Annotated in this window: 9 protein-coding genes; 1 reads left to right on the top strand and 8 read right to left on the bottom strand. The window is 70.3% G+C overall.

Annotation, left to right across the window (positions count from 1 at the left end; all coding sequences use genetic code 11):
- Window positions 1–111 precede the first annotated feature (111 nt).
- From ACIGNX_RS27370 to ACIGNX_RS27405, 8 genes are all read right to left on the bottom strand, one after another.
- A complete protein-coding gene (locus tag ACIGNX_RS27370) occupies window positions 112–1,527 on the bottom strand; it encodes an MFS transporter (protein WP_396543574.1) in 1,416 nt (471 codons plus the stop codon).
- A gap of 65 nt (window positions 1,528–1,592) precedes the next feature.
- Window positions 1,593–1,844 (bottom strand): heavy-metal-associated domain-containing protein, encoded by a 252-nt coding sequence (locus ACIGNX_RS27375; RefSeq protein ID WP_396543575.1) that lies wholly within the window; start codon window positions 1,842–1,844, stop codon window positions 1,593–1,595.
- A 766-nt stretch (window positions 1,845–2,610) separates the two neighbouring features.
- The gene (locus ACIGNX_RS27380) at window positions 2,611–3,609 is read right to left on the bottom strand and encodes a GNAT family N-acetyltransferase (protein WP_396543576.1); all 999 of its coding nucleotides are present in this window, start codon (window positions 3,607–3,609) and stop codon (window positions 2,611–2,613) included.
- Window positions 3,566–4,060: a hypothetical protein gene (locus ACIGNX_RS27385; protein WP_396543577.1), complete on the bottom strand. Its 495-nt coding sequence runs from the start codon at window positions 4,058–4,060 to the stop codon at window positions 3,566–3,568. The genes ACIGNX_RS27380 and ACIGNX_RS27385 overlap by 44 nt, the downstream gene beginning before the upstream one ends.
- A gap of 1,093 nt (window positions 4,061–5,153) precedes the next feature.
- Window positions 5,154–6,488: an MFS transporter gene (locus ACIGNX_RS27390; protein ID WP_396543578.1), complete on the bottom strand. Its 1,335-nt coding sequence runs from the start codon at window positions 6,486–6,488 to the stop codon at window positions 5,154–5,156.
- Between the two features lie 1,111 nt (window positions 6,489–7,599).
- The gene (locus ACIGNX_RS27395; protein ID WP_396543579.1) at window positions 7,600–8,685 is read right to left on the bottom strand and encodes a sugar ABC transporter substrate-binding protein; all 1,086 of its coding nucleotides are present in this window, start codon (window positions 8,683–8,685) and stop codon (window positions 7,600–7,602) included.
- Between the two features lie 491 nt (window positions 8,686–9,176).
- Window positions 9,177–13,943 (bottom strand): CHAT domain-containing protein, encoded by a 4,767-nt coding sequence (locus tag ACIGNX_RS27400; protein WP_396543580.1) that lies wholly within the window; start codon window positions 13,941–13,943, stop codon window positions 9,177–9,179.
- Entirely contained in the window at window positions 13,940–14,434 is a 495-nt protein-coding gene (locus ACIGNX_RS27405) for a hypothetical protein (protein ID WP_396543581.1), read from the bottom strand. Before ACIGNX_RS27405 ends, ACIGNX_RS27400 begins: the two co-directional genes overlap by 4 nt.
- A gap of 466 nt (window positions 14,435–14,900) precedes the next feature.
- Here ACIGNX_RS27405 and ACIGNX_RS27410 point away from each other — a divergent pair, with 466 nt between their 5' ends.
- Window positions 14,901–15,176 carry a hypothetical protein gene (locus ACIGNX_RS27410; protein ID WP_396543582.1) on the top strand — a complete coding sequence of 92 codons (276 nt, stop codon included), beginning with the start codon at window positions 14,901–14,903 and terminating at the stop codon, window positions 15,174–15,176.
- Window positions 15,177–15,224: the final 48 nt, after the last annotated feature.

Below are 15,224 nucleotides of genomic sequence, written 5' to 3' on the forward strand. Positions count from 1 at the left end.
GCGCGGCCACGGGTGCCGGGACAGGCGATCTCCGGTACTGGACCCTCACCACCGACCGTGCCCGGCATATACCCTCAGGGGGTATATGCCGGGCAAATGAAAGACGACGCGTCAGCTCGCGACAGCCACCTTCTCGTCCTTCGCCGCCCGGGCGCCGCGCAGCGTCACGGCGGCCACGACCGCGCCGACCAGCGCCACCACCGCCGCCCCGACGAAAGCGGCCGAGTAACCGTCGGTCAGCGCGACCGCGTCACCGAGCCGGTCCGCGCCCCGTGAGGTCGCGACGGCGGTCATCGCGGCGAGCCCCAGCGCCGACCCGATCTGGTAGGTGGTGTTGACGATGCCCGAGGCGAGCCCGCCCTCTTCCGGGGCCACCCCGCCGATGGCGCTCAGCGTGGCCGGGATGAACACCAGCGCCATGCCGATCGCCGCGATCAACGAGCCGGGCAGGACGTCGGTGACGAAGCCGCCGTCCGCGTTCGCCGTGGCCAGCAGCCCGAGCCCGGCAGCCAGCACGGCCAGGCCGGTGACGATGAGCCGCTTGGTGCCGAACCGGCCGATGAGCCGACCGGTCACGGTGGTCATCAGCACCGTCATGAGCGCGGTCATCGGCAGCAGCGCGGCTCCGCTGGCGAAGGCGTCGAAGCCGAGCACCTGCTGGACGTAGAGGTTGAGGAAGTACCACATCGGGATCCACGCCGCGCCCAGCAGCACCATCGCGACGTTCGCCGCCGCCAGGTCCGGGGTGCGCCACACCTTCAGCGGCATCAACGGGTTCTTGGCGGTCCGCTGGATCGCCAGGAAGCCGAGCAACAGGATCGCGGCCACACCGAGCTGGAGCAGCGTCGCGGCGGACGTCCACCCGCGTTCGGGTGCCTGCACGACCGCGTACACGGCCAAGGCAAGGCCGCCGGTCACCGCGATCGCTCCCCCGACGTCCAGACCGCCCCGGCGGCCGGGCACGGTGGGCAGCAGGCGCGGCGTCAGCGCCAGGCTCAGCACGCCGATGGGGATGTAGATGATGAACACCCACGGCCAGCTCAGCCACTCGGTGATGACGCCGCCGAGGAACACGCCCGCCGTGCCGCCCGCGGGCGCGGCCGCGCCGTAGAACGCCATGGCCTTGGGCAACTCGTGCGGCTGACCGGCGAACAGCACCATGAGCAGCGTCATCGCGGCCGGCGCGATCAACGCCGCGCCGACGCCCTGCACGCCGCGGCCGACGATCTCCACGCCCGCGCCGTTCGCCGCGGCGGCGATCACCGAACCCGCGACCAGGGTGGTCCAGCCGGCGGCGAAGACCCGCCGCGCGCCCCAGAGGTCGGACAACCGCCCGCCGAGCAGGAGCAGCCCGCCGAGCGCCACGGCGTAGGCGTTGAACACCCACTGCAACCCACTGGGGGTGAAACCGAGTTCGCGCTGCATGTCCGGCAGCGCCACGGCGATGATCGAGGTGTCCATGATGACCATGAACTGCGCCCCGGCGAGCACGACCAGTGCCCACCAGCGCCTCGGGTCGGGATTCATGACTGACGTCCTTCCCGTCCCCGGTGGACGGTCCCACCGGGGACGAACTGCGACCGCCGCGGCGGTCAGGTCTGCGAGATGGAGTACCCGGCGCCGATCACGGCGGCGGTGATGGCGGGCTCGTCGACGTCACCGGCGACGGTGAGCCTGCCCGTGCCCAGGTCGACCTCGACGTCCTCGACGCCGGGAACGCCGCGCACCGCGGCGCTCACCTTCGCCGCGCACGACCCGCAGGTCATGCCCTGGACCAGGAAGTCGACGCCACCGAGGGACTTCTCAACGGTGGCCGTGCCCGCGTTCGCCTGACAGCTGCACATTGCCCCAACCCTTCTCCTGTTACCCCCATGGGGTATCTTCAGGTCGGAAAGCTAACATACCCCCTGGGGGTACTCAAGTCCGAGATCCGCCGAAGGTCAGCCGGACGCACCACCCTGGCCCGGCAGGAGCCGCCAGTCCGGACGAGCGTCCTAACCGGTATTGAGCCATTTCACCGTGACGTCGCAGGTCACGGCACCTGAACAGTCGGCGAGGCATCGTGAACGGCAGGGCACGATCACAGGGCATGACGTCGCGACTGCTGTACCTGATCTCCGCCCCGGTCGTCGACCGGCTGGTCCTGCGACACGAAATCGCCGTACCGCACCGAGCCAACCCCCGCCCGCCCTCGCCCGCCGCATCGGCGCGACGCCTACCTCGGCGACCGGGCAGCCGACTTCCGGTTCCTCATCCGAGATCGGACCGGCCAGTTCACCGCGTCATTCGGCGCGGCCTTCTCCGGCGCGGGCATCGACATCGCGAGAATCCCGCCGCGGTGCCCACGAGCCAACCGCTACGCGGAACGGTTCGTCAGAACCGCCAGACGCGAAGTCACCGACCGCCTGCTCATCGCGACCGGACAATCCGACCACCGAGCCAAGCCGCACCTCGATACGCCGCCGACCAGCCCTCGGCGGCCTGATCGGCGAGGGCGACCGTGCAGCCGCCGCACCGCAGGTCACCGATCAGGCGGCGGTCATCCGGCCCGTCCTGCCCCCACAGCCCACTCCCACGCCCGAGTGCGGGACGCGTGGCCGACTTCACCGGCTACCCGCCCCGCACCTCCCGGCTCATCGCGATCAAGGTGCGCACGGTCCGGAAGCCCAGCAGGTGGTTGACCCTGATCATGTGGGCGTTGTCCGAACCGGTGGCCGTCTGAACGCGGGTGATCCCCGGCCGCTCCGCCACCAGGTGCCGGACCAGGCACGCCTTGATCGCCAGCCCGAGCCCGTGCCCGCGGTGGCCGACCAGCACCGCGGTGTCCTGCTGGTAACCCCAGTCCGGCCGGTGCGGGGGGACGACCAGCTCGGTCAACCCCACGACGTCCCCGGTGGCCACCTCCACCGCCACCACCGTGCGCTGCTCGATGCCCTGCTCCCGCAACCCCGCCTCGTGCTCGCGCACCCGCGCCACGGTCCACTCCGGCTGCCGGAACCCCGACTCGCCCACCGGGGCGTCGTTGATGGCACTGCGCGCGGCGGCATAGGAGGCCACCAGCTCCTCCGGCGCCGCTCCCGTCCACCGCACCACCCGGTACCCCGCAGGCGCCGCGACCCGCCAGCGGGCATGGTCGACCTCGGCGACCTCAAGGGCCTGGATCGCGATCGACCGCACCGGCCGGAACCCCGACGCCGCGGCCCACCGCTCACCGGAACCACCCTGAACGACCTGCCAGCCCTCCAACAACCGGCGCCCCCGCGCCCGGGCTTCCGCCCCGATCACCGCCAGCAGTGCCGTGCCGATCCCCCCGCGCCGACGGCTCGGGTGCACCACGACGTCCACCACGGCGATGTGGCCGTTCTCCGCCTCCGGGAAGTGGGCGTTGCCGAAAGCGACCACCCGACCACCGACCCGGGCCACCCAGTGGGTCGCCGGACCCAGCCCCGGGAACGGGCTGTCGAGCCTGCCGACGACCGTGCCGTACCCCGGTATCGGTTCATCGGGCCGGTCCACCCCCTGCGCGTCCACCAGCACCCGGTAGTAGTCCGCCAGATCCCCCTCATCAGCCCCAGCCGGCCGGAACGGCTCGACCACCGCCTCCGCCATCGCGCACACCTCCCCTTCCCGATCCGCGGCAGCCCGGTCGCCGCCACGCACACGCCACGATCACCAGGCCGATCACCACCAGCCCGAACACCGGCAGGCTCAACAGCACGGCGATACCGGCGTGCAGGCCGACCCCGAGCCACAGGGTCAAGGGCGGCTTGCCACGGCGGCGCAGCACCCGGCCGATGGTGGAGGCGGGCAGCCCAGCCAGTCCGGCCAGGCGCACCGGACCGCGGCGGGTCTGTCGGCGGGCGGCCAGGACGCGCCACTCGACGTCGGCCGGGGTACGGGTCGGGCTGCGATGCGGCCGGGAACCGCGCCACAGCACGTCATCGTCGTGACGGGCGACCACTTCGAGATCGGGCGGCCGCGTGGACATCACGACGTGAACGTCATCGATCTCCACCCGTGTGCCGTCGGGAAGGACGAGGAACTCGGTCGAGTTCAGCAAGCAGCGCAACGTTCACGCCCAGCACCCTACCCAGCAGACACCGGAAGGAGCCCCTGCGTTTCCTGCTGCGGGACCGCGACGCCAAGTACGGTCAGGCGTTCGACAGCGTCTTCCAGGCCGACGATCTCCGCATGATCAAGAGCGCGCCGCAGGCGCCCCGGATGAACGCACACTGCGAACGGCGTGCTTGCCGACAACCTCATCCACGCAGCTAATGGGCGCACGTACCGCAGAACCTCGAAGCGCTCACGGCAACCATGGTCACCATCCGCATGATGAGGGCCAGGACGGCATGATGACCGGCTGTGCTGCTCAGGCTGGCCTACCCGAGCGTGATCAACGCGTTCGTCTTGCTGCGCCTGCTGCCCACGAGCGACCGGGACAAGGACGTGGAGATCCTGCCCGCCGACGGCAACGACTGGGCGGGCATCCTCAACACCACCAAGCCACCTGACCCCGCACGGACCAAGCCCGCAACCAACTACCACTCGAGCCCCAACAACACCCGCCGCAGTACATATCGCACTGCCGGCCACCTCCGCGTCCTCGGCGATCTCCTCGTCGGTGAAGTACCGCAGCACCACGTCCGCAGGCCGCCCGCCACCTCCAAGCGCCCTCCCACTCGTCGGCAGCCACCTGCCCCGCCGTGTCGACGTGGGACGACCCGTGCTGCGCCGCGAAGCTCCGGAACCCCTCTCGCCCCAGCGCGGCACGACCAAGCCAGGACATCTCGACGCCACCGGCGCGACTGCCGAGGTCGAGCTCCAGCACCTTGAACGGGTCGCAGGCATCAACGCGCCCGTACACAGCCGGCTTCTCCACCGACCCGGACAGCACCGCAGCACGCGCAGGATCCATGTCCCAGGCGGCGTAGTAGCGTCCGAGATCTCCCTCGAACAACCCCCGGAGATCCGCTGCGAATCGCCGCACGCGCTGTTCGCCCACGAACAGCGGCCGCGGGAACAGACGGTTTCGGTACACAGCGTCGAACGCATCCGGGAAGATGGCGCCCCGGATGACCTCGGTCGACGCCCGATCGCCTGCGCGACACCGTTCGAGGAACGAGTGGGTCACCTGATTCGTCATTTCTTCCTCAGGTTCGCGGAATGGTGGTCTCGGCCGGTCGGGCCTGGTCGGCGCGCAGGGAGAAGACGCCCACGACCGCCACGACGCACAGCAGAGCGCCACTGACGATGAACGCGGCGTGCAGGCCGAACAGGAAGCCGACGAGCCCGCCGCCGAGGAAACCGAGAGCCGTGGCAGCGGACTGCACCGACCCCGCCACGCCGTACGCTGTCGAGTACAGGTCGCGCGGCGAGAGGACGCCGACGAGCGCGCCGAGCGCCGCCTGGGCGACGCCGAGGAACAGTCCGTTCACCGCGCGGAGCCCGACCAGCCACCAGAACGAGTCGACGAAGAACAGAGCCGCGGTGAACAGAGCACCGATCGTCGCCGACCACAACAGCGTCCGACCGCTGCCCAGCCGCTCCACGACCAGGTGCGCCTTCCACGACGCCAGCACTCCGGCGACCCCCGGTACGCCGAGCGCCAGTCCGACCGCGGTAGCAACCTGCGCCTCACCGGCCCGCGTCGGCAGGCCGGCGAGGGTGGGGACGAGCACCGGCAGGATGGGGTACAGCATCATGCCCGACAGGCCGAGCACGCCGAGGCACACCAGCAGCGCCGGGTAGCCGGGCACCCGGACCATGCGCGACAACTGCCGGAAGAACCCGATCTCCTGCTTTCCTTCACCGGTGCTCGTGCGCTGGAGCGGCGGCTCCCGAACCAGCAGCAGGACCAGGACCGCGGCGGCGGCCAGCAGCCCGGCGCCGATGAGGAAACCGCCGCGAAAACCGATCGCGTCACCGATGAGGCCACCGAGGAGCGGGCCCGTGGTGTTCGCCAGGAACACGCCCGCCAACAGCCGCCCCATGACCTTGCCGAGGCTGCCCGGCGGTGTCACGGAGGCGACGAGCGCGTTGAGCGGGCTGATCACGCCGGTCAGCAGGCCGGACAGGATGACGAGGGCCAGCACGACGTACTCGTTCGGCGCGGCGGTGATCAGGCTGATCACCAGGGCACCGCCGAGCAGGGCGCGCACGACCATCACCTTGCGCCCGAAGCGGTCGCCGAGCACGCCCCACACGGGCGCGGCGATCACCGTCGCGATCTCCTCGGCGAAGTCCAGCAGGCCCGCCCACAGCGCCAGGCGGTGGGCCGGCACGCCCAGGTCACCCAGGTAGAGCGGGAGGAACGGCCAGACGAGTTTGAACCCCATCAACCCCAGCAACTGCGCCACGAAGGCGACCACGAAAACGGTGCGGGCACGGCTGTAGTCGACCGAATACGCGTTCATCGCCGAGATTCCCCCGATGCTGATCAGCGGCTCGATGCTAGCGGCACGGCGAGTCGGAACCGGCTCGTGCAACCGGGTTCACCCGAATGCCACCTGTGGGGTGTCAAAAGTCGGACACAGGACTTGGCTTGCGGTTAGGCGGCTGCGTGTTTGTACTCGTTGATCAAGCCACGGACTGGTCAACGGCGTATCGAGGTGCAGCCCGGCTCTGCGATCGGGTGGTCTGGCAGTGGTGGGGCAGGTGTAGTGCTTGATGTGGTCTGCGGCGGTACGGAACCACCTGGCACACCGCCCAGACCGAACCGGCTGCCATCCCGGCAGCACCGACCGCAGGCAGGCAACAGCCGCCTCGGGTTATCGGAGAAGCTCACCAGACAAGCGACCAGTGGCACTGAGCCAGAATAGAATAATTCACCGCAACGGCTATCTCACCAGCGCGGCGATCCTCCGGCTATGGGTGCGGCGATACCCCCTGTGCCGCGCACCCGTGCACCCGGCCAGACCCAGCATCTGGCGATGGTGCCGGACGCCTCGCCCCAGTCAGGGCCGGCCATGTCCCGCTGGTCCAGTACGACGTGAGGCGTGCCGCCGTGCCGCAGACGCCGTAGACATGCCGTGCCACGTCGTCCGTCGAGGTGGTCGAAGTGGAAGTGGCCCTCGAAGCCCAACCACGCCACCCTGCCTTCCTCGGAGGCCCTGCGCAAACCTCTTCAAGGTAGCCGAGTTCATCAAGTGGCAGTACCTCGAAGACCAGATCGGAGGAAAACACGTTCAGTTCCCCGATGACCTGCCCCTCGTCCTCCACTGTGAAGGCCCGCACCGTGTCCGGCGAACATGAATAGGTCGCAAATTTAATTCCGGTGACGAATTCTGATCCGTGATCAGGACAGGCTGATCATCGCCTGACCTGTTCCAGAAGGGGGCGTCGATCACATCACTCACGGCAGACCCCACTTGGTCAGGCCCGCCGAAGTCGGAGCGAACGCCAAGAGAACTCATCTCCGGTATTTCCCGCCCGTGGCGACAAAAGCCACCACAGTGACATCGTTGACCACACCCGCAAACGCCTTCACGGGTTTCGCGCCGATGCGCTGGTCAAACGTCTCCCACCTTGAATCCTCCCAATTTTCTCCCGTGACGAGCCTGTGTCGACCGCTGCAGGCGTCGAACGCCTGTACGAGCATCAAGCGATCTCGGACGTCCAAGGCGTGTGGAACACCTGGGGTTTGAGGATGGTGCGCTTCGGTGTTCGCCGCTGTTCAAGCATCTTCTGGAGCACTTCGACCGCGCACTCGGCGAGCCGGTGCGTGTCCTGGACCGCCGTGGCGCGCAAAGGGCTCAGAGCCGAGGTGATCAGGTTCAGGGCTTCGGGAATTCCGTCGATGCCGACCACCACGGTGTCGCTCGTGTTGGGCGAGGCGTCGGCACGGATCGCGTCTACGGCGCCCAGTGCCATGTCGTCGCTGGTGCAGAACACGGCGTCGAGCGGCTTCCCGGACGACCGGATGTGGGCCTGCACCGCGTCATGCGCCCGTGCGCGGCGGAAGTCGCACGTGTCGTCAACAGTGATCGAGATGCCGTCGAACTCCGCCCGCAGCAGGTCCGCACAGCGGTTCTGCCGGTCCGGGTGCTCGTGACTGGCCACGATGAGGACGTGCGGACTCCGCACACCACACCGACGCAGGTGCCCGACCAGCCAACGCCCCGCCTCCTCGCCCAGGTCCTCGGCGCGGTACCCCACGAACGCGGTGTTGTCCGGGTAATCACTCTCGTCCTCGAACGGTTCCATGTCGGTGAACACCACCGGCAGCGCCACTTCCGCGCAGAATTCCAGGAGGTCGGGACGCGACCGGCTCAACTCGGTCGGCCAAACGACCCCGCCGACGTAACCGCTTCGGGTGGTCAACACCCTGCGCAGGTCATGAGCCAGCGCCGCGGCGTCGTGATCCCGGTCGGGCACCTTCAGCACCAGGTCCAGGCCCTTGCGGTCCAGTGAGCGGTGCAGGCGCTGCAGGAAGTCCAGCACCCAGTACTTCTGCGTGAACGTCGACATCACGAGGAAGACCCGATCAGTGGGAGTTCCCCGCCTCACAGGCCACAGCGAGAAGAGGGCCACCAGCACCACCGCGCCGGGAGCAGCCCACACGAACACCCCACCACGCAGGACGAGCACGACTCCCGCCACGCAGGCCGGCAACATCAGCAGGACACGTACAGGCTGGGCAAGCACACCGCGATGGTGGACGTGATGATCGACGGTGAGCACCACGTCGCGTCCCGCCTGCACAACCACACCAGCGGAGGACGCGTATCCGCGCTGACCGACTTCAGCACCGGTCCCTCGCGAACTTTCGCACATGAAGCACTCCCCACACCGCCCGTAACCGCAACACATAGCCGACCGCGCCAACCCCGATCACGCACTATTGCGGCCTCATCAGAATTCGCCCGTCCTCGTCGAGCGGTCTGCAGGTTCGCGCTGTCCAACAGATCCCTCACAGCAGCGGCCCGGCACCATCTTCAGTAACCCTGCCATATCGCCTGACCTGCACGGATGACATTTTCGACAGGCACAGGGCCAGCAGCTCGGCGACGCCGTCACGGCGCTTCACGACGCCGTCAGGAAGCTCATCAATACGCTCGCGAACGAGCTCCGTTGTCCTGTGTCATGGCTCCTGCAGCCCGGCCATCTGACCAGCGAAAACACTGACTATCCGGCCTTAGGCCAAGTACCTTCGAGCATTTGGGCCTGTCAGCGGGTCACCGGCTGAGCCGCGGGGCGGAGGGCCAGGACGCGGTTGTCAGGATGCCGGTGGGTCGGCCGTGCAGAACGAACGCGCCCCACACGCTGAGGTCCAACCCCCGGTCGCGCATCGTCCGCTGGGCCGCGCGCAACGCGTCCGGCGCGGTGTCGCCGGCCAGGAGTCGTTGGTAGAACAGGACCATCAGCTGCCGCGTCCGCTTGTCGGGCACCTTCCACAGCGCGGTGACGACGGTGTGCGCGCCGGCCACGCGCAGGGCCCACCGCAGGCCCACGATGCCCTCGCCGCGGCTGTGGTCGCCGAGTCCGGTCTCGCACGCAGACAGCACCACCAGGCGGGTGCCGCGCAGGTCCATCGCGCAGGCCTCCTGCGCGGTTAACGCGCCCGTGTCCACCTCGGGCGGGGTGGGGTGTCCGGTGATCCAGGCGTTGATGCCGGTCAGGGCGACGGCGGAGGACAGCAGCGCGTCAACGTCCGGGCGGGGGGCGTTGTAGCGGCGCGCGTCCACGAGGAACGTGCCCTCGCCGGGTACGTCGAGCAGGTTGATGGTGTCGTAAATGTCGCTGGGTTCCGGTGGCGCGGCGGGTGGCAGGAACACGCCGTGCGTGGCCAAGTGCAGGATGGTCGGCGAGCGGACCGCCAGCACGGCTGCCTTCGTGGCCGCTCGGTCCAGCAGTGGTTTGACGGCCAGCAGGTCGGCGATCTCCGCGCACTCGGTACGGGTGGCCGCCAGCCGGTCCAATCGGCCGGGCGGACCGTCGAGGTCGAAGTCCGGGTCGCCGACGACCAGCGGCGCGGTCGTAGGGCGATCGACTTGCCAGCGCAGGACTTCGCGAGGGCTGGACAAGTAGCTGACCGTGTGGTCGTCGAGCAGGAGGCGGTCCGGGCCGGTGGGCAGGACCTGCCAGGGCACCTGGGCCAGCGGCCCGTCGGCGGTGACCAAAAGCCGTTCGGTGGACACCTGGCGCAGTACCGGCGTCAGGCACGCGGCCAGTGCCTCGGTGGCGGCGGTGTCGGCCTCCTTCGCGTAGATTCTGCGCCGGACCGCCCGCACCAGCTCGTCCACGGGCTCGGTCGGACCGAGGTCGACCACGCGGACCTTCCGCTCGGTGCCGATGACGAACGCCAAGTAGCGCGTCGGGTGTCGCCGCCACGTGTGGTCGTACTCGACCCGGTCGGCCGGGGCCGCGCCCAGCACCGTGTTACCGAAGTCGACGTCGTCCGCGCGGACGACGTCGACGAGGGTCGTGTCCGGCGGCAAGGCCGCGAGCACGGCATCGGCGTCCACGGACCCCATGCGCGCGGCGAGCGTGGCGGCAGGCACTCGTCCGGCCAGCAGGTGTTCCAGTTCGTCGTGCCGGGTGCGCAACCGGGGCAGGTCGTCGGTGGCTTCGGCCAGCACGGCCCGGCTGATGTCCGCGCTCACCTGGGCGAGTTCGCGGCGCAGGTCGGCCGACTTCGGCGCGGTGGCGCGCAGTTCCAGGTACTCGGCGTCCAGTCCGCGCCGGCGCACGCTCAGCTCCCACGCCCGCCGCACCGACTGCGCCGAGTCGTGGCCCAGCATGACCAGGTTGAGGTAGGCGGTGACCGTGCGGCCGAGACTGCGGAAGTGCGCCGTCCGCAACGGCCCGGTTGCGTCGGCCAGCACGCCGGTCAGGTCGGCGTCCTCTTGCGCCACGAGGCGTTCCAGCGTCGTGTAGGCCTCGTCGTGCGCCCCGGTGGCGATCCGGAGTTCCGCCAGGTCAATCAGGTCGGCTCGCGACCACGGGACCAAGTCCAGCACCTCCTGGTACAGCCGCTCGGCCACCTCCGGGTCGCCGGTGGCCGCTCGGCACTTCGCCAGGCTCGACAGGATCGGTGCAAGCACCGGGTTGTCGGCGCTGTAGCGCGCGCGGGCGCTGGTTTCGGCCGCGACGGCGAACGACAGCGCGGTGCGGGTCGCGCCGATCCTCAAGTACAGGTCGGCGAGGCTGCTCCGGGCGACGGCCAGAACGCGCTCGTCGGAACCGTTGTCGAAGATGCGGCACGCAGCGACGAGGTGGTCGGCGGCGGCCCAGAGGTCCCCGCCGGCCAGCTCGATCTGCCCGAGGGTGGCCAGGACCGCGCCGTAACGCGGGTCGTCGGGTCCGCGCTGGGCCAGGACGCGCGCGGCGGCGTCGGCGGCGAGAGACCCAGCCGAGGCGAAGTCGCCCAGGCTGGCCAGGGCGAAGGCGAGGTTCTGCGCGATGGTGGCGGTGGCCGTGTGGCTGACGGCGGTGTCGGCGGCCAGCGCGCGGCGGAACCACGGGACCGCGTGGTGCGGCTGGCCCTGGTGCAGCAGGCAGTTGGCGAGGTCGTTGCAGGCCGACACCAAGGCCGCGTCCTCGGGGCGCACCTGGCGCTCAAGCGTGGCGATGGCGCGGCGGATCACCGGCTCGGCCTCGGCACGGCGGCCGTCCTCGGTCAGCACGCGCGCCCAGGTCAGCTCCGACAGGGCGGTCAGCGGGGCGTCCGTGCCGAACGCGTCCAGCGCCAGGGTCACGGCCTGCTGCGCGGTCTCGTACGCCTCGGCCAGGTCGTGACCGCGGACCAGGGCCAGGGTCAGGTGCTGCCGTCCGTCGACCCGGTTTTCCACCGTCCCGTCCGCGTCTGCCAGAACCACGGCTTCGCGCAGGAGCCGTTGCGCCACCGCCAGGTCGCCCCGGCGCTGCACCACTACGGCCAGTTCGGTCAACGCCCGCCCGCGCAGCCGCTGGTCACCCCGGTCGAGGACGTCGGACAGCAGGCGTGCTGCCTCGTCGTCCTCGTCGTCCTGGCTCAGCGCCTCGGCCAGGTCGAGGCGGATCAGGTCGTTGTCGGGGTCGAGGGCGAGTGCTTCGCGCAGCAGCGGGACAACACCGGTCCGCGTGCCGCGCTGGAGGCGGTCGAGGGCGAGGTTGTGCTTCTCCGCAGCGACGTCCCGGTCCGGCGCCTCGTCGGCCTGACCGAGCAGGTCCAGCGTGTTGACGATGTTCTGCTGCAGCGTGGACAGAGTGCGGGCGTCGCCGTGCGCGCTGTTTTCCACGATGTGCAGCGCTTCCCGGTAGAGCGGCAACGCCTCCGCGCCCCGGCCGGCCCAGTAGTGCGCGTTCGCCAACGCGTTGAGCGCGCCGGACACGGACAGCAGCACGGCACCCGGCTCCGGCATCCGGTCGACGGCCTCCCGCGCCCGCCCGATCGCGGCGCTCGCTTCGTCGGTCATCCTCGCGGCCGCGTACAGCCCCGCCAGCTCGGCTTCCGCCTCGGCCACCTCGCCGTCGCGGCCGGGCAGCCGAGACCAGACCTGCGCCGCGCGCCGCAGCCACGACTCGCCCCCGCCCAGATCCCCAGCCTCCTGGAGCACCTGCCCGAGTTCTCGCATCGCCGTCCCGACGAGGTGGTCGGTCTCGCCGTGCTCAGCGCGCCGGATATCCAGCGCGCGTTCGCACCACGGCACGGCATCAGCCGGACGCCCCTGCTGGAACACCGCCTCGGCGACGCCCGTGCACAGCTCGGCCAGCCGATCACCTTCGACACCGGGCACCGCGACCGCCTCACGCAGCACGTCCTCGGCCTCGGCGTACCGCCCCGCGTCGAACAGCCGCCTGCCTCGGGCCCGGTAGACGCGCACCGCGTCCTCCGCGTCGACCGCAACGGCGGGGTCGCGAACCACGGCGAGCGCGTCGTCCAGCGCCCGATCCCCTTCCGGACCCGGGCGCAGCGCGTCCAAGCTCACCAGCAACCGCGTCAACGTGGCGGGATCGGCGCGGGACAGCAGTTCACGCGCGGTCGCGACTAGGTCGCCCGCGTCCGGTGCATCCACCCGCAGGGCCAGCACCGCCCAACTGGCCACCTGCCGCGCGTGCTGGAGCGACCCGGTACCGAACTCGTCCTCCGCCAAGCGCGCGACCTGCGGCGCCAGCGCGTGGGCGGCCTCGTGCTCGCCGCTCTCGTGCAGCGCGACCATCAGGTCGGACACGTCGCCGAACGAACCGGACGGCGCTTCCCCTGGCGCGTCGTCGACCAACAGCCGAAGGTCCTCCACCCGCCGCCAGGCCTGCGCTGGCAGCAACTGACCCGGCGTGCCCGCGACCGCCTCGACCAGCTCGACGAACCTTTCGGTGAGCACGAACGGGTGCACATCGGCGAGCGTGGCGACCTCGTCGGCGGACCCGGCGTCGAACACCGCGTGCACCGCCTGTTCCAGGTCATCCCGGCTCGCCCGCGCCAGCAGGGTCCGCCGCACGTCGTTGCGCGCCCGCGCCGCGTCCGGGCTGCCGCCCGCGGCGTGCGCCAAGTGGTGATGCGCCTCGACGAGCCGGCCGGTCTCCGCCAAGACCAGGCCCAGGTTGTAGCGGGCGAAGCTTTCCTCCGGCGCCAACCGCACCGCCTCTACCAGGTCGCGCAGGGCGCCGTCGACGTCGCCGCGCCGGGCGTGCAGCGCGCCGCGATCCGAGAACAGATACCAGACCTCGGGGTGGCCCGCGATCAACCGGTCCAGGTCCTCGACGGCTTCCTCGTCCCGTCCCAGACCCGCGAGCGCCAACGCGCGCTGGTAGCGGGGCGGGAACAGGTCCGGGGCGACCGCCAGCACCCTGTCGAAGGCCGCCACTGCCCCGGCGGGGTCGGCCACCGCACGCAGGGCGGTCCCGAGACCGGTGCGGGCGTCCACGTCGTCGGGATGAGCCTCCAGGTGGGCCCGGTACTCTGCCACGGCCTCCCGCCACCGGCCTAAGCCGCTCAGTTCGTCGGCCCGCCGCGCGGTCACACGTGCGCCATGGTCAGCACGGCCGCAGTCCCCAGCACGACCAGCGCGACCACCTGTACGACCAGGCCGGTCGCCACCCAGCGCGCTTTGAAAGCGTTGCTGTGCCTGAGGGTTTCCACGGTGCGGACCATCAGGTCGGCGACGTTGTTGCGGGCGTTCACCTCGTCGTCGGTCCAGTGGTCGGCCACCATCCGCTCCAGGGTCCTGGGCGCGGCCACCGCGTAGTGCCGGTTCCACCCCGCCACCACTCCGCACGCCGCCGCAGCGGCGAACAGCAGCAGCGCGGCGCCGGTCGTGGCCGTGACGACGACGGGGAAGCGCGGCGTGGAGGCTGTCTTCACCAGCGCGGCGACCCCCGTGAGCAATGTGACCAACACGCCGGACGTCGTGATCAACGCCTGCCCACGGGCGTCGAACGCCGCCCGCCGCTCCCGCTCGGCCTTGACCTCCGCCTCGATGAATCCGGCATAGGTCTTGCCCTGATCACTCACCCGCGCCGACCGAACGGCCAGGAGCCCTCCTCAAGGGCATCCTCTCCGCGCACGTTCTCTACCTCCAACCACTCCTTGTCCACTGGCGGCGGCTGAGGCGGCTCGGCCGGCGTGGCAGTGGAACCGCTTGCCGGATCGGTGACGGGATCAGTAGCGGGATCGGTGGCCATACCCCGATTATCACCACTCCCGCGGGCAGCCGTACCCGATTCACACCTTCCGCAGGGCCCGGCGCCGCACCCGAGCGTTCGGCCTCGCCGCAAGCCGCCAGCAGCGACGGTAACGTCGCGTGCGTGGCGATCGACGTGGCCAAGGTCAGCGATGCGTGTGTGCGCCAGCGCGGGAGGCCGACCTAGGGCGTCCGGGACTTCCGGTCCCCTGCATGCCAACCATCGCGAAACGACCATCGCCAACGGCGTCAGCCCGGACGCCCCGGCGCTCCGCCCTGTCGCGGACCCCGCAAACGATGACCGGCCGCTACGGCTTCGCCGACTACTTCCAGATCGTCGACGCGCACCGGGCAAACACGCGACGTGCGGACTCTGTCCGGCAGCGAGACGTTTCTGGCCAGCCCTTCATTGGGCTCGCGTTGGTCGAGATCACCGCGCGCGGTGGAGGCAGCGTTGAGGCGCTGTTCCTGGACGAAGGATTCGGCACCCTCCTCGACCTGGCCGAACGCCACCACAACCGTGTCGAACAGGCATACACCCTGTGCCGCTCGGAAAGTCATCGCCGCTGGTAGAGCGGTGCAAACGCCGCTTGAGAGCAGGTCCGGTTGATCGCGTTTCTG

It is taken from the genome of Actinosynnema sp. NPDC053489 (genome assembly GCF_044544865.1).
In the GTDB taxonomy this organism is placed as follows: domain Bacteria; phylum Actinomycetota; class Actinomycetes; order Mycobacteriales; family Pseudonocardiaceae; genus Actinosynnema.

Excerpts from the sequence above, each read along its gene's own strand:
- ACIGNX_RS27370 (WP_396543574.1), bottom strand. The coding sequence starts at position 1,527 with ATGAATCCCGACCCGAGGCGCTGGTGGGCACTGGTCGTGCTCGCCGGG.
- ACIGNX_RS27375 (WP_396543575.1), bottom strand. The coding sequence starts at position 1,844 with ATGTGCAGCTGTCAGGCGAACGCGGGCACGGCCACCGTTGAGAAGTCC.
- ACIGNX_RS27380 (WP_396543576.1), bottom strand. The coding sequence starts at position 3,609 with ATGGCGGAGGCGGTGGTCGAGCCGTTCCGGCCGGCTGGGGCTGATGAG.
- ACIGNX_RS27410 (WP_396543582.1), top strand. The coding sequence starts at position 14,901 with ATGACCGGCCGCTACGGCTTCGCCGACTACTTCCAGATCGTCGACGCG.